The sequence below is a fragment of the Geodermatophilus sp. URMC 64 genome (genome assembly GCF_053502555.1).
Genome location: NZ_CP199955.1, coordinates 2,179,881 through 2,200,236 on the forward strand (window position 1 = coordinate 2,179,881; position 20,356 = coordinate 2,200,236).

Here is a 20,356-nt window from a genome sequence, read left to right on the forward strand (position 1 = left end):
CAGGTACCGCCACCGTCGCCGGGGAGCCGCACGTTGACCAGCAGTCTGTCGTCCGGTTCCGACCTCGTGCCCCCGGCGGGCAGTCTGTTGGCCCAGACCGACCGCTTCTGGGACGACGCCGTGGTGGCCGTCGTCCCCGAGGACGCCCGGCCCGGCGCCTGGGCCGGCGGCCCGTCCGCGCAGCTGGTCGACGGGGTCTGGTGGCTGGCCTACCGCCTGCGCCGTCCGGTGGGCGAGGGCCGCGGGTACGCCAACGTCGTCGCCCGCTCGGCCGACGGCGTCACCTTCGAGCAGGTCGTGCGGATCGCCCGGGACGACTTCGGCGCCGAGTCCCTCGAGCGCCCGGCCCTGGTGCACACCCCGGAGGGGCGGTGGCGGCTCTACGTCAGCTGTGCCACCCCGGGGACGAAGCACTGGCGGGTCGATTGCCTGGAGGCCGACTCGGTCGAGAACCTCGCCGCTGCCGAACACCGGACGGTGCTGCCCGGTAGTGCGACGGCCGCGGTGAAGGACCCGGTGGTCCGCCTCGTCGACGACCGCTGGCACCTGTGGGCGTCGGTGCACCCGCTCGACGACCCCGACGCCACCGACCGCATGACCACCGAGCACGCGACCAGCCCCGACGGGCGGGCGTGGACGTGGGAGGGCACCGCGCTGGCCGGCACCCCGGGCACCTGGGACGCCCGCGGCGTCCGGTTCGCCACGGTGCTCCTCGGCCCCGGAGGTCCCGACGACCCGGCCACCTGGGCGGTCTACGACGGGCGGGCCACCGCGGCGGAGAACTGGGAGGAGCGCAGCGGCGTGGCCCGGGCCACCGGCGACGGCGGCCGCTTCGCCGCCGACCCCGACGGGCCGGCGCTGACCAGCCCGCACGCGCCCGGCGGCCTGCGCTACGCCGACGCCGTTCCGCTGCCCGACGGCACCACCCGCTGGTTCTACGAGGCGACCCGCGCCGACGGCGCGCACGAGCTGCGGACGGTCCTGCTGCCGTCCTGATCGCGGCGCGGACCGCGCGTTCGAGGGGCACACTCCCGGTATGACGTGGGTCACACGGGCCGCAGCAGCCGGCCTCTCCGCCCTGGGCGCGGTGGCCGCCCGCGACCTCCTGCAGCGCGAGCACACCCTGCTGCGCAACTTCCCGATCGTCGGGCACGCGCGCTACCTCATCGAGGCGATCGGCCCCGAGCTGCGCCAGTACCTCGTCGCCGGCAACAACGAGGAACGGCCGTTCACCCGCGACCAGCGGCGGTGGGTGTACGCGTCGGCGAAGAAGCAGAACAACTACTTCGGCTTCGGTACCGACAACGACCTCGAGTACACGGCCGGGTACCCGATCATCAAGCACAAGACCTTCGGCCGGGCGGTGCCCACCACCAACGTGCACGCCGGCAGCGAGGTGGCGCTGCCGTGCGCCAAGGTGCTCGGCGCCGCCCGCGGCCGGGCGCAGGCGTTCCGCCCGGCGTCGGTCGTGAACATCTCGGCGATGAGCTTCGGCTCGCTGTCCGGCCGCGCGGTCGAGGCGCTCAACCGCGGCGCGGCGCTGGCCGGCTGCCTGCACAACACCGGCGAGGGCGGGCTGTCGGTGCACCACCGGCACGGCGGCGAGCTGGTCTTCCAGATCGGCACCGCCTACTTCGGCTGCCGCGACGAGCACGGCCGCTTCGACCTCGCCCGGCTCAAGGACCTGGTCGCGTCGGCACCGGTGCGGGCGCTGGAGATCAAGCTCAGCCAGGGCGCGAAGCCGAGCCTGGGCGGGGTGCTGCCGGCGGCCAAGGTGTCGGCGGAGATCGCCGCGGCGCGCGGTGTGCCGGAGGGCGTGGACTGCATCAGCCCGTCCCGGCACGCGGAGTTCTCCGATCCCGACAGCCTGCTCGACTGGGTGGAGCTGCTCGCGGCGGAGACCGGCCTGCCGGTCGGGATCAAGTCCGCGGTGGGCGACATGGCCTTCTGGCAGGAGCTCACCGAGCTGATGGCCACCACCGGCCGCGGCGTCGACTTCGTGACCGTGGACGGCGGCGAGGGCGGCACCGGCGCCGCGCCGCTGATCTTCACCGACTCGGTGTCGCTGCCGTTCCAGCTCGGCTTCGCCCGGGTCTACTCGGTCTTCGCCCGCGCCGGGCTGCACGAGCAGGTGGCGTTCATCGGCGGGGGCAAGCTCGGCCTGCCGGACAACGCCGTCGTCGCCTTCGCGCTCGGCTGCGACCTGGTCAACGTCGCGCGCGAGGCCATGCTCGCCATCGGCTGCATCCAGGCGCAGAAGTGCCACACCGACACCTGCCCCACCGGCGTCGCCACGCAGAGCCCCTGGCTGGCGCACGGGCTGGACCCGGCCCTGAAGTCGGTGCGCGCGGCGACCTACATCAGCACGCTGCGGCGGGACCTGCTCAAGATCGCCGAGGCCTGCGGCGTCGAGCACCCAGGGCTGATCGACACCTCGTCGGTCGAGGTGCTCACCGGGCGGACGGCGTCGCGTCCGCTGCGCGAGGTCTACGACTACGCGCCGGAGTGGGGCCTGCCGTCGGCGGCCGACCGCGCGGAGATCGTCCGGCTGATGACGGCGGATGCGCCGCAGGGGGGCAGCGCACCGCCGTCCCCCACCGCCGTCGGCTGACCGCCCCGGGAGGAGCTCGGGGGCGGCCACCGGGTGGCGCGCTACCGTCGTCGCGACCTGGGACGAGAGGTTCGCGGCTCATGATGCGGCGAGGGAACCGGTCGGGGGCATGCCCGACCCTGCCCACCGCCGGGCCGTCCGGGGGGCCGTCGTCGCAGGCCCGTGGATGAGCGAACCGACCCTGACGGGACCGGGCGAGACGACGGCGGCGCAGCTGGCGCGCTACCGCGCCCCGGTCGAGCAGGCGCCCGACGCCATCGTCATCCTCGACGTCGGGCTGGGCCGCTTCGTCACCGTCAACCGCGCCGCGGAGGAGCTGTTCGGCCTGGCCCGCGAGCAGCTGCTGCAGTTCGGCCCGGTGGACGTCAGCCCTCCGGTGCAGCCCGACGGCCGCGCGTCGGCCGACGCCGCCCGGGACCACGTCCAGGCCGCGGTTGCCGGGGGCCGGCCGCGCTTCGAGTGGACGCACTGCCGGGCCGACGGCAGCCACCTGCCCTGCGAGGTCACGCTGCTTCGGCTGCCGGCAGAGGACCGCGTGCTCGTCCGGGGCAGCGTCCTCGACGTCAGCGATCGGCTCGCCGCGGACGCCGGCCGCGCCGCCGCGGCGGCCGAGCAGGCGCCGCGGCGCCACCCTCGACGACGGGCTCGCCCGGCTGGCCGCGGCCGCCCGGCCGGCGCGCGGCACCGGGGTGGCCGGGCTGGTCGACGTCGTCCTGGCCGCGCTGCTCCCCGCCGCCCGCGCCGAGGACGACGTCGCCGTCCTGGCCGCCCGGCTGCTGCCGGCCGATCCGGCGCGGCTGCGGGACCTGCGGCGGTCGGTGGCCGGCTGGGCGGAGGAGGCGGGGCTCGGCCCGCGCACGACCGGCGACCTCCAGCTCGCCCTGGGGGAGACCGTCGCCAACGCCGTGGAACACGCCTACGGCACCGGGGCCGGGGCCGGGGCCGTGCGCGTGGCCGCGGCCGCCGAGGACGACGCCGTCGCGGTCACCGTCACCGACGCCGGGACGTGGCGGCCGGTGCCGGCCGACCCGGGGTTCCGCGGCCGCGGGCTGCAGATCATCCGTGAGCTGGCCGACGCGGTGCGGCTGCAGCCGGGGCCGCACGGGACCACGGTCGGCTTCCGGGTCCCGCTGTACTCGGCGCCGGAAGCCGCCGGGGGGTGGGCGCCCGATCGCCCCGCGCGGCCGGCCGAGGTGCGTGTGATCGAACGGGGCGGCGGGCGCTGCGTCGAGGTCGCCGGCGACCTGGACATGGACGGGGTGGGGGCGGTGCGCGAGGACCTGCTGCGGGAGGCCGGCGCGTCCGGCCCGGTGCTGCTCGACCTCACCGGCCTGGGCCACCTCACCAGCATCGGCATCGGCCTGCTCGACGAGCTGGTGCGCGGCACGCCGGGGCTCGACGTCGTCCTGCCGGGCGGCGGACCGCCGGCACCCCTCGTCACCCGGCGAGAGCCGGAGGTAGCGACGCGCGAGCGTGCGTGATCCCGCTCCGGGACACGGGGGTCGCAGTCGGCACCGGGACCGCTAGCTTCGCCTCTTCACCGAGCGCGGTCCGAACCCGTGGGGGCATTCGATTTGGCCGGCTACGTGTACCGGTGCGGGACGTGCGGTCCCTGGGAGGTCCACCGGCCGATCGGGACGGCGGAGCCGACGAGCACGTGCCCCCGCTGCGGTGCGGCGGGGCGACGGATGTACACGCCGCCGCTGGTGAGCCGGGGATCGGGCCCGGTCGCGGCGGCACGGCTGCGCGACGAGGCGAGCAGCGACGCGCCGGAGGTGACGACCGCGATCCCGCCGGCGGCGCGGCGGTCGGCGCCGGCGGACCCGAGGTGGCAGGCCCTGCCGCGACCGTAGCGGCGGGCACCGGTCAGACCGCAGGGAGTGCGGGGGCTCCGCGAGACGGAGAAGGGAGGTCTTCCTCGCCCACCCAGACGGTCCGCTCCGGCGGACCGGACCCTGCAGCGGTAACGAAGATCGGAGAGTGGGGGACATGCCAGACGTCGTCTTCACCGTCGATCAGGCGAAGTCGATGCGCGACCAGGCCGTACCCGGGCACAACCGCTGGCACCCGGACATCCCGGTCGCCACGATGGTGCGGCCCGGACAGACCTTCCGCGTCGAGTGCCGGGAGTGGACCGACGGCCAGATAGGCAACAACGACTCGGCCAACGACGTCCGCGACGTCGACCTGACGCGCGCGCACATGCTCAGCGGGCCGATCGGCGTCGAGGGCGCCGAGCCCGGCGACCTGCTGGTCGTGGACATCCTCGACCTGGGCCCGGTGCAGGCGCCGCAGGAGTACGGCGACGCGCCCGGCCAGGGCTGGGGCTACACCGGCATCTTCGCCAAGGTCAACGGCGGCGGCTTCCTGACCGACTACTTCCCGGACGCGTACAAGGCGATCTGGGACTTCTCGGGTCAGGTGGCCACCTCCCGGCACATCCCGGGGGTCCGCTACACCGGGCTGACCCACCCGGGGCTGTTCGGCACCGCGCCGTCGGCGGAGCTCCTCGCCCGCTGGAACGCCCGGGAACGGGCGCTGATCGACACCGATCCCGACCGGGTGCCCCCGCTGGCGCTCCCGCCCCTGGAGCAGAACACCCTGGGCGGCAGTGCCTCCGGAAGCGATCTGGAGGGGATCGCGCGGGACGGGGCACGCACGGTGCCGGCGCGCGAGAACGGCGGCAACCACGACATCAAGAACTTCAGCCGTGGTTCCCGCGTCTTCTACCCGGTGCACGTGAAGGACGCCAAGCTCTCCGGCGGCGACCTGCACTTCAGCCAGGGCGACGGTGAGATCACCTTCTGCGGCGCCATCGAGATGGGCGGGTTCATCGACTTCCACGTCGACCTGATCAAGGGCGGCATGGACACCTACGGCGTGACCACGAACCCCGTCTTCATGCCGGGCAACGTCGAGCCCCGCTACTCGGAGTTCCTGACGTTCATCGGCGTCTCGGTGGACCACGACAGCAACACGAACAAGTACCTGGATGCCACGCTCGCCTACAAGCGGGCGTGCCTGAACGCCGTCGAGTACCTGAAGAAGTTCGGCTACTCGGGCGAGCAGGCCTACCTGCTGCTCGGCTCCGCCCCGATCGAGGGCCGGATCAGCGGCATCGTGGACATCCCGAACGCCTGCGCGTCGCTGTACCTGCCGACCGCGATCTTCGACTTCGACGTCCGGCCGTCGGCGTCGGGGCCGGTCAAGGCCGACCGGGGGCAGTGCGCCGTCACGTCCTGATCGATCACGGGGCTCGGCGGTCACCCTGCGGTCGACCGCCGCGTCCGCCGCTGTTCAGGACGGGTCCTGGCCCTCATGGGTCCGGACGGTGGGCCGGGCGGTCACGACGACCGGTCCACCGCAGTTCCAGCACCGGGGGCTGGCCCCTCCAGCCCTCGGTGCGTCCTGTCCGGCCACTTCGCAGGGAGGGCAGGTCCAGCACACCTCGACCCGGGTCTCCACGGATCGCTCGCTCCTTCGCCGGTTCCGTGCGGCCCCTGCTGGCTGGGGAGCCGCCGGAGGCATACCCACCCGGAGCCGCCGACTCACCCTGGGTGCGGACACCCCGCACGAGGCGGTCGGCGCGGTGGGCCCCGGGGGAGGAGACTCGGCCCGTGCCCGACGAACACCTGCCGATCGAGCGGCACGAGGCGGTCGACCGGTTCGGCAAGGCCGCGCTGCGGACGGCGCACGACCTCTCCGACGCGCTGGCCGAGGAGGACGGCGGCCCGGCCGAGCCGGTGGTGCTGCGGACCGACGGGCCGCACCGGAGCCTGGCCGGGCTGGCGGCGGTGCTGGATGCGGCGCTCGCCGACGAGGGGGACGACGCCGCGCGCTGACGGCGGCGCTCGTGCGGACCGCGTGCCGGCCCGCACACCCGGTGAGGACGCGCGGGTACGGCGGCGCACCGGCCGGCCGGTGCGGGGCAGACGTTGACTCCGCGCGGCGGTCGGCAAGATCGTCGTCCCGCAGCGGTCGGCAGCGGCGCCGGGCCGCGGGCGCGGCGCATGACCGACCGACAGGGAGGTCGGCGGCCCATGTCCGCAGTCAGGGACACGTGGGGGCGCCGCTGTGGGGGCCCGGGTCCGCGGGCTGGCGCCGGTTCCGCGCGCCGCCGACCCGGCCCGGGAGGTCCGGACGTCCTGGGCCGTCCGGCGCGTCCCGTCGTCTGGCGCGTCGTCGCCACACCGACACGGGGGACCTTTCCGCACCGTCTGGGCACGCAAGGAGATGAGTGCACGTGGGACCTGTCGGACTGCTCTACGTAGGGCCCGTGCTGATCGTCAACGGGCTGATGCTGCTGGGCCGGGTCGACGCCCGGGCGGCCGCGCCGCTGAACCTGTTCGTCGGCGCGCTGCAGGTGGTCACCCCCACCGTCCTGATCCTCACCTCGGGCGGCGATCCCGACGTGATCCTCTTCGCCGCGGGGATCTACCTCTTCGGCTTCACCTACCTGTACGTGGGGATCAACCTGCTGGCCGGCCTGGACGGCACCGGGCTGGGCTGGTTCTCGGCCTTCGTGGCGTGCGCCGCGGTCACGTACTCCCTGCTGAACTTCTTCTTCGCCAACCCGCTGTTCGACAACGGCTTCGGCGTCATCTGGCTCTACTGGGCGGTGCTCTGGGGGCTGTTCTGGGTGGTGCTCGGTCTCGGGCGCGAGGAGTACGGCCGGTACACCGGTGCGATCGCGGTCGTCGCCGGGGTCTTCACCTGCGCGGTCCCGGCGTTCCTGATCCTCACCGGCTCGTGGACGACGAACGTGAACACCTGGGCGGTCGTCCTGGCCATCGTCGAGGTGGGCTCGCTGGTGGCGCTCTCCCCGCTGCTGCGGGCTCGCGCGGCGGTCACGCCGGAGACCTCGGAGTTCGCCGAGGGCGTGCCGGAGGGCATGCCGCTGCCCCGCACAGCCGCGGACCAGCAGCGCTACGGGTCGGAGTCCGGCTCGCGCTGAGCCGGTGCTCCGGGCGGAGCAGAGGGCGGTGCGCCGTCCCCTGCTCCGACGCGGGTCAGTTGCCGCGGAGCAGCTCCTCGAAGGACGGGGTGCCGCCGAACGGGCCCTCGAGCGTGTCCGCGGGAGGAGCGGTCGGCAGGCCGGCGATGAGGTCGGCCAGCTCGCCGGCGGCCCGGCGGACGCGCTCGCCCAGCGCCCGGCTGACGCCGTCCCCACCGGCCCAGTCCTCGGAGGCCGCGAAGACCGCCGTCGGCGCGACCGCCGCCCGCAGGTAGGCGAACAGCGGGCGCAGCGCGAACTCCAGCGCGAGGGAGTGGCGGGCGGTGCCGGCGGTCGCGGCCAACAACGTCGGCTTGCGGGTCAGCGCATCCCGGTCCAGGACGTCGAAGAACGTCTTGAACAGGCCGCTGTAGGAGGCGGAGAAGATCGGCGTGACGGCGATCAGGCCGTCGGCGCCGGTCACGGTCTCCACCGCCGCCCGCAGCGCGGCGTTCGGGAAGCCGGTCACCAGGTTGTCGGCCAGGTCGCGGGCGTGCTCGCGCAGCTCGACGACCTCTACGGTGGCGGTGACGCCGCGCTCGCGCAGCGCCTCGACCGTGGCGGCGGTGAGCCGGTCGGCCAGGAGCCGGGTGGACGACGGGACGGACAGGCCGGCGCTGACGACGGCGAGCGTGCGGGTGGTCATCGCACCTCCACCTCCTCGGCCTCCTCGCCGCGCACCTGACCGGTCACGTCGTCGGCCGGCGCGTGGACCGTCGAGTCCTTGGCCCCGCCGGCGGCGGCGACCAGGCTCGCGTGGGTCGGCGCGTCCGGGACGTGCGCGGGCTTGAGCGCGGCGAACTCGCGGCGCAGCACCGGCACGACCTCCTCGCCGAGCATGTCCAGCTGCTCGAGGACGGTCTTCAGCGGCAGGCCGGCGTGGTCGACGAGGAACAGCTGGCGCTGGTAGTCGCCGACGTAGTCGCGGAAGCCCAGGGTGCGCTCGATGACCTGCTGCGGGCTGCCGACGGTCAGCGGCGTCTCGGTGCTGAACTCCTCCAGCGACGGGCCGTGGCCGTAGACGGGGGCGTTGTCGAAGTACGGGCGGAACTCGTTCACCGCGTCCTGGCTGTTCCTGCGCATGAACACCTGCCCGCCCAGGCCGACGATGGCCTGGTCGGCCGCGCCGTGGCCGTAGTGCTCGAAGCGGCGGCGGTAGAACTCGACCATCCGCTGGGTGTGCTCCGGCGGCCAGAAGATGTGGTTGTGGAAGAAGCCGTCGCCGTAGTAGGCGGCCTGCTCGGCGATCTGCGGGCTGCGGATCGAGCCGTGCCACACGAACGGCGGCACGCCGTCCAGCGGGCGGGGCGTCGAGGTGAAGCCCTGCAGCGGGGTGCGGAAGCGGCCCTGCCAGTCGACGACGTCCTCGCGCCAGAGCCGGCGCAGCAGCGCGTAGTTCTCCACCGCCAGCTCGATGCCGTTGCGGATGTCCTGTCCGAACCACGGGTAGACCGGCCCGGTGTTGCCGCGGCCCATCATCAGGTCGACCCGGCCGTCGGCCAGGTGCTGCAGCATCGCGTAGTCCTCGGCGATCTTCACCGGGTCGTTGGTGGTGATCAGCGTGGTCGCCGTCGACAGCTGCAGCGTCGTCGTCTGCGCCGCGATGAAGCCCAGGGTGGTCGTGGGGGAGGACGAGAAGAACGGCGGGTTGTGGTGCTCGCCCAGCGCGAAGACGTCCAGCCCGACCTCCTCGGCCTTCTTCGCGATCGTGATGATCGCCTTGATCCGGTCCGCCTCGCTCGGCGTGCGGCCGGTCGTCGGGTCGGTCGTGATGTCGCTGACCGAGAAGATCCCGAACTGCATGACAGTCTCCGTTGCTAGTTGAGAGTGCAACTACCTTCGCCCGGCACAACGTAGCCGCACTCTCCTCTATGCCCGCGGCCGCCTGCCCCACCCGGAGAGGTGCTCAGCGACGCCGGTCGAACCGGAAGCGGGCCGCCTGCGGCTCGGAGACATCGGCCCACCGCCGGTGCGCCGCGGCCGGCGTCATCCGCGGGCCTCGGCGCGCCGCTGGATGCCGAGCGGGATCGCGCTGCCTGACGGTGTCGACCAGCGGCACCACGCCGACGAGCCGCAGCATCCAGGCCGGCTGGTAGGGGGCCGAAGCCGGACCTCCTCGCGGACGGTGCGCTCGTTACGGGTAAACCGGGAGCCGCGTATCGAGATACGGACTCCAGTAGTTGTCCTGGGTGTTCTCGTCGAACGCCCAGTAGTAGTCCCAGCATCCCTGCGGATCCCCTGCGTTGTAGCCGTAGTCCGGCATCCCGGAGAACCCGACCAGGAACGCTCCGGCGCGCTCCTCCTTCAGCCCGTGGTCCGGACGCTGTCCCGGCAGCTCGCCGCCTGCGTATGCGGCGGTGAGAGCCTCGTCCAGGTCTCCGGGCGCCAGCAGCTCGCGGTATCCGACGCTGGCGGCCCACACGCCCGCCAGGCAGTCCGCGATCAGTTCGCTCATCGGCTTCTCGGGACGAGTGAATCCGGCTTGCTTGACCATCTCGTCCACGATGTGGTGTCCGTACTCGTGAGCCACCACGTAGGCCGCGGCAAAGTCACCCGGGATCGTGCCCGGAAAGACCTGCGCGTTGTAGATCGCGGCCATCATGCCGACCGGCAGGTAAAGCCCTCCGTCATAGAGGTGCCCGTCCGCACCCAGTGTCTGCTGGTTGCCGCAGTAGAAGACGTTGGGGTAGTTGGTTTCGACCAGGAACGGGATCGATCCCGTGTATGGGTCGATGCAGTTGGCCGACTCCACCTGCCCCGCCGAGATGACGAAGTACATCAGGTCGGGCTCGTTGTAGCCGCTGTTCAGGAACCAGGGCACCCAGACGGCCTCCAGATCAGCCATGATCGTGTGGAGGTAGTCCTCGAGAGTCGCGAACTGCTCCTCGCCGACGATCGCCGAGATCTCCTTGTCCGGACGAGGCGGTTCGGGCACCGCATCGTCCGGAGGAGCCGCCAGACCCTTCAGTTCCTCGATCGGCGCTCGACTCGGGGACGGAGCGGACGCAGTCGCGGCCTCGATCTCGGTCGGTTCCGTCGTCGAGGCCGGTGCTTCGGTGGCGTCGCCTCCGCCGCTCGCCGAAGTCGTACCGCTGCATGCGGTGAGGAGAAGGCTTGCCGTGACGGTGAGGGTGATGAGTGTCTTGCGCGGACGGGTCATGGTCCGCTCCGATGCGGTAGGCGACAGGTGCCAGGCCGGATACCGTAAACACGGACCACAGCATTGTGCAAACCTTTGCGGACGGCACCGGGAAGATTACTCAGCATGACGGACTGCTGTATGCAAGAGCTCGCACGGCGGTCCGGGCAACTTTCTTCGACCTGCTCGATCAAGCGGCACTTCTCACGGCATCGCGGAGCAGATCCGGGCAGTTCCGGCGAACCGCTTCGAGACAGATCCGTCTCGCCGAAACTGCCTTTCTCGATTCCACGCGCGGGTGACCAATCGAAGTTCTGCATCGGATAGTCAGGCGGGACGCGAGATCGTCGCCAACGCCTCCGCCGTGATCACGTACCTGCCCGCTCCGCTGCGGGAGGCGCTGTCCGAGATCCCGCGAAGCCGATGCGCACTCGCCGAGGACGACGGCGAGCGATCCGCGGCGGGTGGCGGAAGCGGACGCCGCCGCGCTCACGGTGCGACGAGCCGGCCGACCAGGTCCCGGGCCCACCGCCGCGCCCGCTCGAGCTCGCCGTCCTTCACCGGCCCCTCGGTGCCGGTGACCGCGAAGCCCTCCGGCTCGGCGGCGAGCTCGTAGCCGGCCCTGCGCAGCCGCTTGGCGATCCCCTTGGCCGCGCTGCCGGCCAGAGGCTTGGCAACCCGCGTGGTGAAGGCCGCCGCGAGCGCGCCGGCCGGGGCGGGCGGCAGCGCGTCGAGCCATTCCCGCACGCCGGTCGCGCTGGCGTGCGCGGCGTCGGCGGCGGCGACGTCCTGCTGCCGGCCGCTCGCGCGCGTCGAGGCGCGGCTCATCCCGAAGGCATGCGTGGGGCCGCCGACCAGCAGCAAGCCGGCCGAGGACACGCGCTCAGGCGGCGCGTCGTCCACCGGCAGCACCGTGACGCGCGCCTGCGGGTCGGCGTCCTGCACCCCCGCGGCCAAAGCGTCCGCGACCGACCGGGTGGTGCCGAAGAGCGTCTCGTACACGATCGCGACGTCCATGCGACGACGCTGGCCGGAAGGCCGCGGCCGCTCCAGGGGGCATACGTCCCGAACCGCGGGCGGAGGGTCCCGTCGTGACCGGATCGTGACCTGGGAGTCCCCGATCGACCACGAGCCGTGACGGCAGCGGCACCGCACGCGTAGCTACGCCGGGGCGGCGTCCGACGCGCCCGTGAGGTCGCGCGGCCGTCGCGGCGTGTCTGTCACTGTGCGGGAAGGTCAGCACGATCCCAGGAGGCGGTAGCCGCATGTTCCGACGCACCGAGGTCGCCAGCGGCGCGGGCCGAGAGCCGGAGGCCCCGACCCCGGCGGGGGCGACCGCCGCGGGCAACTTCGTCGTCGACGACCCCTCGTGGCCCAACTTCTCCGGCGACCTGCACGCGCTGTTCACGACGGCGCCGGTGTTCCGGACGGCGGTGCGCGGCTACGACCGCCTCGAGGTGGACAACTACGTGGCCTGGGCCGAGGCCGAGCTGCGCGCGATGCGGCGGGAGACCGACGACCTGGTCGAGCGCTACGGCCGGGCCTCGGCCGAGCTCGAGATGGCCCGGCGGCTGCTGGCCCGGTCGCCCGAGGGCCAGGAGATGAGCGTCCTCTCCGAGCGCATGGGCCGGATGCTGCGCATGGCGGCCGACGAGGCGGCGGAGCTCACCGCGGCCGGTGCGGCGGAGGCCGAGCAGATCCTCGCCGACGCGCGGATCGAGGCCGACGCCCGGCTGCGCAAGGCGCACGAGATCAAGCAGATGGCGATCGAGGCCGGCGACCGCATCCGCGAGGAGGCGCGGCTGGTCCGCGCCGAGGCCGCGGCCGAGCTGGAGCGGGCGCGGGCGGAGGCGGCCGATCTGCTGCGCGCCGCCGCGGCCGAGCGCGAGCGGCTGGACCGGGAGGCGGCGGAGGCGCGTTCCCGGGCCGAGGCGGACATGGCCCGGTGGCTGGCCGACACGCGCGCCGCGGCCCGGCGGGAGCGGGAGGAGGCGGCCGCCGCCGCCGAGGCGGCGCTCGCCGAGGCGCAGGGGGAGCTCGACGAGCTCCAGCGCCGCCGCGAGCGGGCGTGCGAGTCGCTGCTGCGGCTCGACGAGCAGATCGGCGTCGCCCTGCAGACGGTCGCGGGCGTGGGCGACCTCGGCGACCTCGCCGCGGCGGGGCCGGCGGGCCGCACCGCGATCTAACGCGGCGGGCGCGCCGGGCCGCGCCGTCGCTGGTCAGGCCGACGTCAGCAGGACGTCGTTCCACATGTCGAGGATGTCGTCGACCCGGGCCCGGCACGCGGCCACCCGCAGCCGGGCGGTTGGGGTGTCGTCGGCCCGCGCGGCCCGCTGCGCCTCGGCCAGCTCCAGCCGGGCCAGGTCGAAGTCCAGCTGGATGCTGTCCTCCAGGCTCACGTCGTCCAGGCTTCCGTCGTCGTCGTGCATGGACCCTCCGCATACACACGCTGACGCCGTGATCCTCCACCCGTCGGCCACCGGAACCCAAGGCCCCGGCCACCTCGGTCGCGTGGTCGCCCTGCACGGCATGCCCATTCCGTCGGATTCGTCCGCTTGCCGGCCAGCCTCTGAGCGCGGCTCGTCTCCGGCACCACGGCGTCCGGATAGGTGCCACCCTTGACGCGCTCCGCGTCCATTCCTGGCCGCTATCAGTGAAGTGTCCGGCGCGGGAGAACGGAGGGAGATCGGGCCATGGGAGGGGAATTCCTGATCCCGTTTCCGTCCTGGCCGGGCGGTCCGGTCCCCGGCACTGTCATCTGGGATCAGGCATACCTCACCACGCTCCTCCAGATCGTTCCCGCAACGGTGGTGGCGGTGTTCGTCTTCGCCGCGGCCACCGTGTTCGTCATCGCTCAGGTCATCCACTCGCCGCTCGGCTCCCGTGGCGTCGAGGTACTGCTGAGCAGCAGGCGCAGCCGCTTCGTGCTTCGCGCCGGAGTACTGCTGTTGATAGCCAGCTTGCTCTTCGCGGTCTTCGCGCCGGGCGTACCGAGGGATGACGCCGCGATACGTGGTGTGCCTGCCGTTCTGGCCACAGCTCTGGCTGCGGCAACCGCGCTGTACGCGGGCTGGGCCGTCGTCGTGATCTTCGGCTTGCTGCGGGATTTCGTGCAGCCCGAGCGTTACGCCGACCGGCTGTGCCGTCCCGACGAGCAAGGGTTCCTGGAGTCCGAGGATGCGTACAGGAGCGTCCGCACCATCCGCCAGTGGCTGCGTACCGCGTGCGGCAGCGGGGAGAGCCGTGACATCACCCTTGCCCTCGTGGCCATGCGCAACTTGGTCGAGTGGTACATCCGATCAGCCACCGGCGAGCACAGGCCGGAGAGCGAACAGAACGAGCTGCGTTGCCTACCTCCCCAGGAGTACAAGAAGACCCGAACGGTCGTCGACACGCATTGGCAGGACATCTGGACGCCATCGCCTGAAGTGGCGAACGCGTCGGAAAGCCACGACGAGAGGGGGCGGGACAAAGGCTGGTTCGGCGGTGAGGTCGGTCGTGCCGTGGTGCGCTCGCTGGAGACGGGGATCCGGGCGAGGACGCTTCTCGTTCGTGATGCCGACCGGATCCTGGGGACGACGTTCTGGGCGATTGAGCAGCTTCACGAAGACGGTGTCGGTGTCCTCTGCGAGGAGGTGGAACTCCTCATCGACCGGGTCGCCGAGATCGGTTTGTTCCGCGAGATCGCGGAGGACGGCCTGTATCAGACATGGTGCACGCAGGGCAGCGCCGAGATATTGCGCAACATCGCGTGCAAGATGCTCGATCCTGCGTCTGCAGGCATGCCGGCGGAGATGGAGGCGGAGGCTCGTCGTCGACGATTGCGTGACCGTGCCGTCGCCGGATGGCTACTGATCAAGTACGACACGTACACCCTGCAAGAAGTCCCTGCGCCGCCGGCGAGTGCGGGCGCTGGATCCGTGATCCCCGTGACCTGCAGCCGGTCGGAGAGCACGACCGGGTGGAGGGGAGGGTGGCGTGCCTGGTCCGACATCGAGGGAAGAGCCTGGGGCCTAGCAGTTCCCGACCGCCCCGTCACCTCACCGACCGACGATGAGTCGGACCCGGTCGACAGCGACATGAAGGAGATCCTCCGGCTGGTCTTGCAAGGGGATGCAGCTCAGCCGTCCGAACTGGGGGAGATCACACAACTCGCTCGTCGGATGCTGGACGACCTGTCGTGGTTGGCGGCTCTCCAGCGGGAGCGGCAGAAGACCCCTCGCACGGGAGCCCAGCCGAAGACCCTCGAGGACTTCATCAGAGACATGGCCGCAGAGCTGATGGGTGGCGCTGCGCAGGCTTCGTACGCCAGAGCTGCAGGGGAGGCCGGACAGCAGAGCAACGCTGCTGAGCTGCCGACCAACTGACCCGTCCTCGGCGGCCCGCACGGGTCGAGGGACGACGGCCTGCATCCGCCGGCCCGAGCAGCGCGCAGCAGCACCTCCGTATGACGTCGTGTCGGCACGTCGACATGTCGACGCGGCCCGGCGCCGATCAGAACGCGGCGAGCCGTCGTCCGGGTCGGGGGACGCGGACCGCAGGTCTGGCCGGACGGGGTCTGACAGAAGGTGCTGGCCGTAGCCGGCGCCGCCTCAGGCCGACCAGGTCCAGTCGCGCACCTCGGGCAGGTCCTCCAGCGCCTCGACGACGTAGGAACGGTGCCGGTCCAGCTGCTCGCGGCACAGGCGGGCCAGCCGGTCGCCGCCCTCGGGCACCCGCCGCGAGCGGCGCAGCGCCTCCAGGACGAGGTCGTAGCGGCTCATCCGGTTGAGCACCACCATGTCGAACGGCGTCGTCGTCGTGCCGTGCTCGGTGAACCCGCGGACGTGGAAGCGGTCGACGTCCGGCCGGCCGTGCAGCAGCGGGTGGATCGCCGGCGGGTGGCCGTGGAACGCGACGACGACGTCGACGGTGTCGGTGAACAGGTCGGCGAAGTGCTCGGGGGAGAAGGCCGACGGGTGCGCCCCGGGCGGGAGCAGGCCCATCAGGTCCACCACGTTCACCACCCGCAGCCGCAGGTGCGGCACGTGCTCGCGGATCAGCTGCGCCGCGGCGAGCACCTCCATCGTCGGGACGTCGCCGATCGCGGCCAGGACGACGTCCGGCAGGTCGGCGCGCGACCGGCCGGGCTCCTCGGTACCGGCCCACTCCCACACCGCGGCCCCGGCGGAGACCAGCGTGCGGGCGCCGTCGAGGTCGAGGTACTGCAGGTGCCGCTGCTTGTCGACGACGATCAGGTTCAGCTGCCCGCGGCCGGCGAGGCACTCCCCGGCGACGACCAGCGCGCTGTTGGCGTCCGGCGGGAACCAGATGCGGGTGACGTCGGGCGCCAGCGGGGCCACGGTGTCGATCAGGCCCGGGCCCTGGTGCGAGAAGCCGTTGTGGTCGTTGCGCCACGTCGTGCTGGTCAGCAGCACGTTCAGCGACGGCACCGGCGTCCGCCCCGGGTGGTGCACCGCCAGCTGCAGCCACTTGGCGTGCTGCACGATCATCGAGGCGCTGACCATGGCGAACGCCTCGTACGTGGCGAACAGCCCGTGCCGGCCGGTGAGCGTGTAGCCCTCCAGCCAGCCCTCGCAGAGGTGCTCGCTGAGCACCTCCATGACCCGGCCGTCGGGGCCGAGGTGGTCGTCGCCCGGCAGCCGCGGCAGCTGCCAACAGCGGTCGGTGGCCTCGAACACCGCACCGAGCCGGTTGCTGTTGGTCTCGTCGGGGGAGAAGAGCCGGAAGTCGCCGCCCCCGTCGGTCCGGCTGGTGCGGGTGATCAGGTCGCGCAGCAGCTCACCGAGCGGCCGGGTGGTCTCGTGCTCGAGGACGCCGGGGGAGGGCACCTCGAGCGCGTAGTCCTCCAGGTCGGGCATCGGCAGGGGCCGCACGCGGAAGCGCGGGCCGCCGGCTCGGGGGCTGGCGGAGATGCGCAGGTCGCCTTCGGGCACCAGCGCGGCCAGCTCCGGGACGAGCCGGCCGTCGTCGGTGAAGCACTCCTCGGGCCGGTAGGACCGCAGCCAGTCCGACAGCTGCGCCAGGTGGGCCGGGTTGTCCCGGACGCCGGAGAGCGGCACCTGGTGGGCCCGGAAGGTCCCCTCGACCGGCACGCCGTCCACCTCGCGCGGCCCGGTCCAGCCCTTCGGCGTCCGCAGCACGATCACCGGCCACGGCGAGGTCTCGCCCCCTCCGTCCCCCGACCGGGCGCGTGCCTGGGTGGCGCGGATCGCAGCGTGGGCGCCGGCCAGCGCGGACTCCAGGGCGGGGAAGACCACCGCCGGGTCGTCGCCGGCGACGACCACCGGGTCCCAGCCCTGGCTGCGCAGGAACGCGCAGACGTCCTCGTCCGAGGTGCGGCCGAAGATCGTCGGCCCGGAGATCTTGTACCCGTTGAGGTGCAGGATCGGCAGGACCGCGCCGTCGCGGCGCGGGTTGAGGAACGCCGGCAGCCGCCACGACGCCGCCAGCGGCCCCGTCTCGGCCTCGCCGTCCCCGATCACGCAGGCGACCAGCAGCTCGGGGTCGTCGAAGGCGGCGCCCGCGGCGTGCACCAGCGCGTACCCCAGCTCGCCGCCCTCGTGGATGCTGCCCGGGATGTGGATGCCGGCGTGGCTGCTCACCCCGCCGGGGGTGGAGAACTCCCGGACCAGGCGGATCAGCCCGGGCAGGTCGCGGCTCACCTGCGGGTGCACATCGCTGTAGGTGCCGTCGAGGTAGGCGCCGGCCAGCACGGCCGGGCCGCCGTGCCCGGGACCGGTCACCAGCAGGACCTCGCTGCCGGTGCGCCGGATCAGCCGGTTGAGCAGCGCGTAGACCATGGTCAGGCCCGGGCTGGTGCCCCAGTGGCCGAGCAGCCGCGGCTTGACGTGCTCGCGCCGCAGCGGTTCGCGCAGCAGCGGGTTGTCGCGCAGGTAGATCTGGGCGGCGGTGAGGTAGTTGGCGGCCGCCCACCAGCGCAGGTCCAGGTCGAGCTCGTCGGCGGAGTAGCCCGTGGCGGCCGGTGCGGCTTCGGTGGCGGTCATGGCCCGATGCTGTCGGAACCGGCCGGTCCACGTCCGGGGGCTTTCGTCCCCGACCGACCTGCTTGCGCCCCGAAGGGGGACGACGGCAGCGCGGACGGGACCTTCGACCCTGCGCCGACCGGGACCTCGTGCACCTAGCCTCTGCAGGTCATGAGCGGGGATGCAGCGGCGGCCATCACGGTGTTCCTCCTCGACGACCACGAGGTCGTGCGCCGCGGGGTCGCCGACGTGCTCGAGAGCGACCCGGGCATCTCGGTCATCGGCGAGGCGAAGAACGTGGCGGAGGCGCTGGCCCGCGTGCCGGCGCTGCGCCCGGACGTCGCGATCCTCGACGTCCGGCTGCCCGACGGGGACGGCGTGTCGGTCTGCCGCGAGCTGCGCTCCCGCATGCCCGAGCTCAAGGTCATCATGCTGACCAGCTACAGCGACGACGAGGCGCTGTTCGAGGCGATCATGGCCGGCGCCGCCGGCTACCTGCTCAAGCAGATCCTGGGGCAGGACCTGGTCACCGCCGTGCGGACGGTCGCCGCGGGCGGGTCGCTGCTCGACCCCACCGCCACGACGGTGGTGCTGGAGCGGATGCGCCGCGCGGCCGAGCCGGCCGGCCCGCTGGCCAAGCTCAGCGAGCAGGAGCGCACCGTCCTCGAGCTCATCGGGGAGGGCCTGACCAACCGGCAGATCGGCGAGCGGATGTTCCTCGCCGAGAAGACCGTCAAGAACTACGTCTCCCACCTGCTGGCCAAGCTGGGTCTCGAGCGCCGCACGCAGGCCGCCGTCCTCGCGACCGAGCTGCGCGGCGCGCCGCCGACCCCTCGCTGAGCGCGGTCAGCGCAGCGGTGCCGACCAGCGCAGCCGGGTGCCGCCCTCGGGCAGCGGCTCGACCGACGCCTCGCCGCCGTGCTTCTCCGCGCGCCGTTCGAGGTTGCGCAGCCCGCTGCGGGCGGCCCGGGGGTCGATGCCCCGCCCGTCGTCCACCACCTCGAGCACCACCTCGTCGGCGACGTCCAGGGTGACGGTCACGTGCCGGCCGCCGGAGTGGCGGGCGGCGTTGCTGACCCCCTCCCGGGCGACCGCCTCGACGTCGGCGGCGAGGTCCCCCGTGACCAGGTGGTCGACGGCGCCGGACATGCGCACCGTGGGTTCCAGGCCCACGGCGGTCTGCGTGACGATGTCGAGCAGCCGCCGGCGCAGGCTGTCGCCGGTCGCGACCGCGCCGGTCGTGTGCAGGTCGAAGATCGTGGTGCGGATGTCCCGAACGGTCTCGTCGAGCTGCCCGACCACGAACGCGATCCGCTCGCACACCTCCGGATCGGCGATCCGCGGGAGCACCGCCTGCAGGGCGAGGCCCGAGGCGAAGACCCGCTGGATCACGTGGTCGTGCAGGTCGCGGGCGATGCGGTCGCGGTCCTCGTACACGTCGAGCTGGTGGGCCAGCAGCTGCCGCGCGGCCATGTCGAGCGCGGCGGTGGCCTGGTCGGCGAAGGCGGTGACCAGCGGCAGGACCGACTCGTCGAACGGCGCGGCGCCGGCCCGGCGGCAGGCAATGACGAGGGCGTTCTCGGCGTGCGTCCCGCGCAGCGGGATCGCGATGCACGGGCCCCACTGGCCGACGAGGTCACGGTCCCCGAACTCGACGGCGGTCAGGTCGAGGGTGACGACCCCACCGGCGGCCTCCACAGCCGCCAGCACCGGGTTGGTGGCGGCCGACGTCCGCTCGCCGGTCAGGTCGCGCAGCCCCCGGCGGCTCTGGGCCGCGATGGTGTAGGTCCCGCTGCCGGGCTCGGGACCCAGCAGCAGCCAGGTCGCGTCGGCCTCGGTCAGCTCGGTCAGCCGCTCGGCGATGAGGACCAGGGCGGCCCCGGCCGACGGCGCGTCCAGCAGCACCGCGCGGACGTCGGCGATCGCGGCCAGCCAGCGCCGGCGCACCTCGCTCTCCTCGTAGAGGTGCGCGTTGTCGATGGCGATGCCGGCGGCGCCGGCCAGCGCGGTGAGCACCGCCTCGTCCTCGGCGGTGAACTCCCCGTGCCGCTTCTCGGTCATGTACAGGTTGCCGAACACCTTGCCGCGGACCAGCACCGGCACCCCGAGGAAGCTCTTCATCGGCGGGTGGTGCGGCGGGAACCCGACCGAGCTGGGGTGCCGGCCGAGGTCGCGGATCCGCAGCGGGTAGGGCTCGCTGATCAGCTGCCCGAGCACGCCCTTGCCCTCGGGCAGAGCGCCCATCCGCGCGGCCAGTTCGTCGTCGACCCCGACGTGGAGGAACGCGGCCAGGCCGTCGCCGTCCTGGCGCAGCACGCCCAGGGCGCCGTACTGGGCGTCGACCAGGTCGACCGCCGCCTCGACGAGCCGGCGCAGGGTGCTCGGCAGGTCCAGGCCGGTGGAGACGCTGAGGAAGGCGTCGAGGAGGTGCTGCACCCGGGCCTGCGCCCGCGCCACCGAGGACAGCCGGTCCTGCACCTCGTCGATGAGCTCGGTCAGCCGCATGGCCGACAGCGGCGAGACGTCAGGTCCGCCGCTCTCGGTGTGCCGCTCCGGGCCTGGCATCGCAGGAGCACCTCCCGCGAGCACCGTGCCATCGCGGGCGGCGGAGCGGAAGCGGTTGGCGC

16 protein-coding genes and 1 pseudogene are annotated in these 20,356 nt (G+C 73.1%); 10 read left to right on the plus strand and 7 right to left on the minus strand.

Annotation, left to right across the window (positions count from 1 at the left end):
- The first annotated feature begins 33 nt into the window (after positions 1 to 33).
- The 7 genes and pseudogenes from ACWIYF_RS10720 to ACWIYF_RS10750 all read left to right on the plus strand — a co-directional run bounded on the left by ACWIYF_RS10720 (position 34) and on the right by ACWIYF_RS10750 (position 7,565).
- Entirely contained in the window at positions 34 to 996 is a 963-nt protein-coding gene (locus ACWIYF_RS10720) for a hypothetical protein (RefSeq protein ID WP_448628113.1), read from the plus strand.
- A gap of 40 nt (positions 997 to 1,036) precedes the next feature.
- Positions 1,037 to 2,611 carry an FMN-binding glutamate synthase family protein gene (locus tag ACWIYF_RS10725; protein ID WP_448628114.1) on the plus strand — a complete coding sequence of 525 codons (1,575 nt, stop codon included), beginning with the start codon at positions 1,037 to 1,039 and terminating at the stop codon, positions 2,609 to 2,611.
- A 166-nt stretch (positions 2,612 to 2,777) separates the two neighbouring features.
- A pseudogene (locus ACWIYF_RS10730) lies at positions 2,778 to 3,182 on the plus strand (PAS domain S-box protein); the annotation flags it as partial.
- 118 nt (positions 3,183 to 3,300) lie between these two features.
- Entirely contained in the window at positions 3,301 to 4,092 is a 792-nt protein-coding gene (locus ACWIYF_RS10735; protein WP_448628115.1) for an ATP-binding protein, read from the plus strand.
- Positions 4,093 to 4,600: 508 nt separating this feature from the next.
- Complete coding sequence (gene fmdA, locus ACWIYF_RS10740; RefSeq protein WP_448628116.1) at positions 4,601 to 5,854, plus strand: formamidase; 1,254 nt, start codon at positions 4,601 to 4,603, stop codon at positions 5,852 to 5,854.
- Between the two features lie 374 nt (positions 5,855 to 6,228).
- Positions 6,229 to 6,453 (plus strand): hypothetical protein, encoded by a 225-nt coding sequence (locus ACWIYF_RS10745; RefSeq protein ID WP_448628117.1) that lies wholly within the window; start codon positions 6,229 to 6,231, stop codon positions 6,451 to 6,453.
- 401 nt (positions 6,454 to 6,854) lie between these two features.
- A complete protein-coding gene (locus tag ACWIYF_RS10750) occupies positions 6,855 to 7,565 on the plus strand; it encodes an AmiS/UreI family transporter (RefSeq protein ID WP_448628118.1) in 711 nt (236 codons plus the stop codon).
- A 55-nt stretch (positions 7,566 to 7,620) separates the two neighbouring features.
- Here the strand turns inward: ACWIYF_RS10750 and ACWIYF_RS10755 are convergent, their stop codons facing one another.
- From ACWIYF_RS10755 to ACWIYF_RS10770, 4 genes are all read right to left on the minus strand, one after another.
- The gene (locus ACWIYF_RS10755; protein ID WP_448628119.1) at positions 7,621 to 8,250 is read right to left on the minus strand and encodes an FMN reductase; all 630 of its coding nucleotides are present in this window, start codon (positions 8,248 to 8,250) and stop codon (positions 7,621 to 7,623) included.
- Complete coding sequence (locus tag ACWIYF_RS10760; protein ID WP_448628120.1) at positions 8,247 to 9,407, minus strand: LLM class flavin-dependent oxidoreductase; 1,161 nt, start codon at positions 9,405 to 9,407, stop codon at positions 8,247 to 8,249. The genes ACWIYF_RS10755 and ACWIYF_RS10760 overlap by 4 nt, the downstream gene beginning before the upstream one ends.
- A gap of 331 nt (positions 9,408 to 9,738) precedes the next feature.
- Positions 9,739 to 10,764, minus strand: a complete 1,026-nt coding sequence (locus ACWIYF_RS10765; RefSeq protein ID WP_448628121.1) for a neutral zinc metallopeptidase — start codon at positions 10,762 to 10,764, stop codon at positions 9,739 to 9,741.
- A gap of 468 nt (positions 10,765 to 11,232) precedes the next feature.
- On the minus strand, positions 11,233 to 11,760 hold the full coding sequence (locus ACWIYF_RS10770) for a flavodoxin family protein (RefSeq protein WP_448628122.1): 528 nt from the start codon (positions 11,758 to 11,760) through the stop codon (positions 11,233 to 11,235).
- A gap of 248 nt (positions 11,761 to 12,008) precedes the next feature.
- On the opposite strand from ACWIYF_RS10770, the gene ACWIYF_RS10775 reads away from it, so the two are divergent.
- Positions 12,009 to 12,929 (plus strand): DivIVA domain-containing protein, encoded by a 921-nt coding sequence (locus tag ACWIYF_RS10775; protein WP_448628123.1) that lies wholly within the window; start codon positions 12,009 to 12,011, stop codon positions 12,927 to 12,929.
- A gap of 33 nt (positions 12,930 to 12,962) precedes the next feature.
- On the opposite strand, the gene ACWIYF_RS10780 is transcribed toward ACWIYF_RS10775, so the two are convergent.
- Positions 12,963 to 13,172: a hypothetical protein gene (locus tag ACWIYF_RS10780; protein WP_448628124.1), complete on the minus strand. Its 210-nt coding sequence runs from the start codon at positions 13,170 to 13,172 to the stop codon at positions 12,963 to 12,965.
- A gap of 264 nt (positions 13,173 to 13,436) precedes the next feature.
- On the opposite strand from ACWIYF_RS10780, the gene ACWIYF_RS10785 reads away from it, so the two are divergent.
- Positions 13,437 to 15,110, plus strand: a complete 1,674-nt coding sequence (locus ACWIYF_RS10785; protein ID WP_448628125.1) for a hypothetical protein — start codon at positions 13,437 to 13,439, stop codon at positions 15,108 to 15,110.
- 225 nt (positions 15,111 to 15,335) lie between these two features.
- Here the strand turns inward: ACWIYF_RS10785 and ACWIYF_RS10790 are convergent, their stop codons facing one another.
- Positions 15,336 to 17,750, minus strand: coding sequence for a phosphoketolase family protein (locus tag ACWIYF_RS10790; RefSeq protein ID WP_448628126.1), 2,415 nt, complete (start codon positions 17,748 to 17,750; stop codon positions 15,336 to 15,338).
- Between the two features lie 150 nt (positions 17,751 to 17,900).
- Here ACWIYF_RS10790 and ACWIYF_RS10795 point away from each other — a divergent pair, with 150 nt between their 5' ends.
- Positions 17,901 to 18,569 carry a response regulator gene (locus ACWIYF_RS10795; protein ID WP_448628127.1) on the plus strand — a complete coding sequence of 223 codons (669 nt, stop codon included), beginning with the start codon at positions 17,901 to 17,903 and terminating at the stop codon, positions 18,567 to 18,569.
- Positions 18,570 to 18,575: 6 nt separating this feature from the next.
- Here the strand turns inward: ACWIYF_RS10795 and ACWIYF_RS10800 are convergent, their stop codons facing one another.
- Positions 18,576 to 20,294 (minus strand): GAF domain-containing protein, encoded by a 1,719-nt coding sequence (locus tag ACWIYF_RS10800; RefSeq protein WP_448628128.1) that lies wholly within the window; start codon positions 20,292 to 20,294, stop codon positions 18,576 to 18,578.
- Positions 20,295 to 20,356 lie beyond the last annotated feature (62 nt).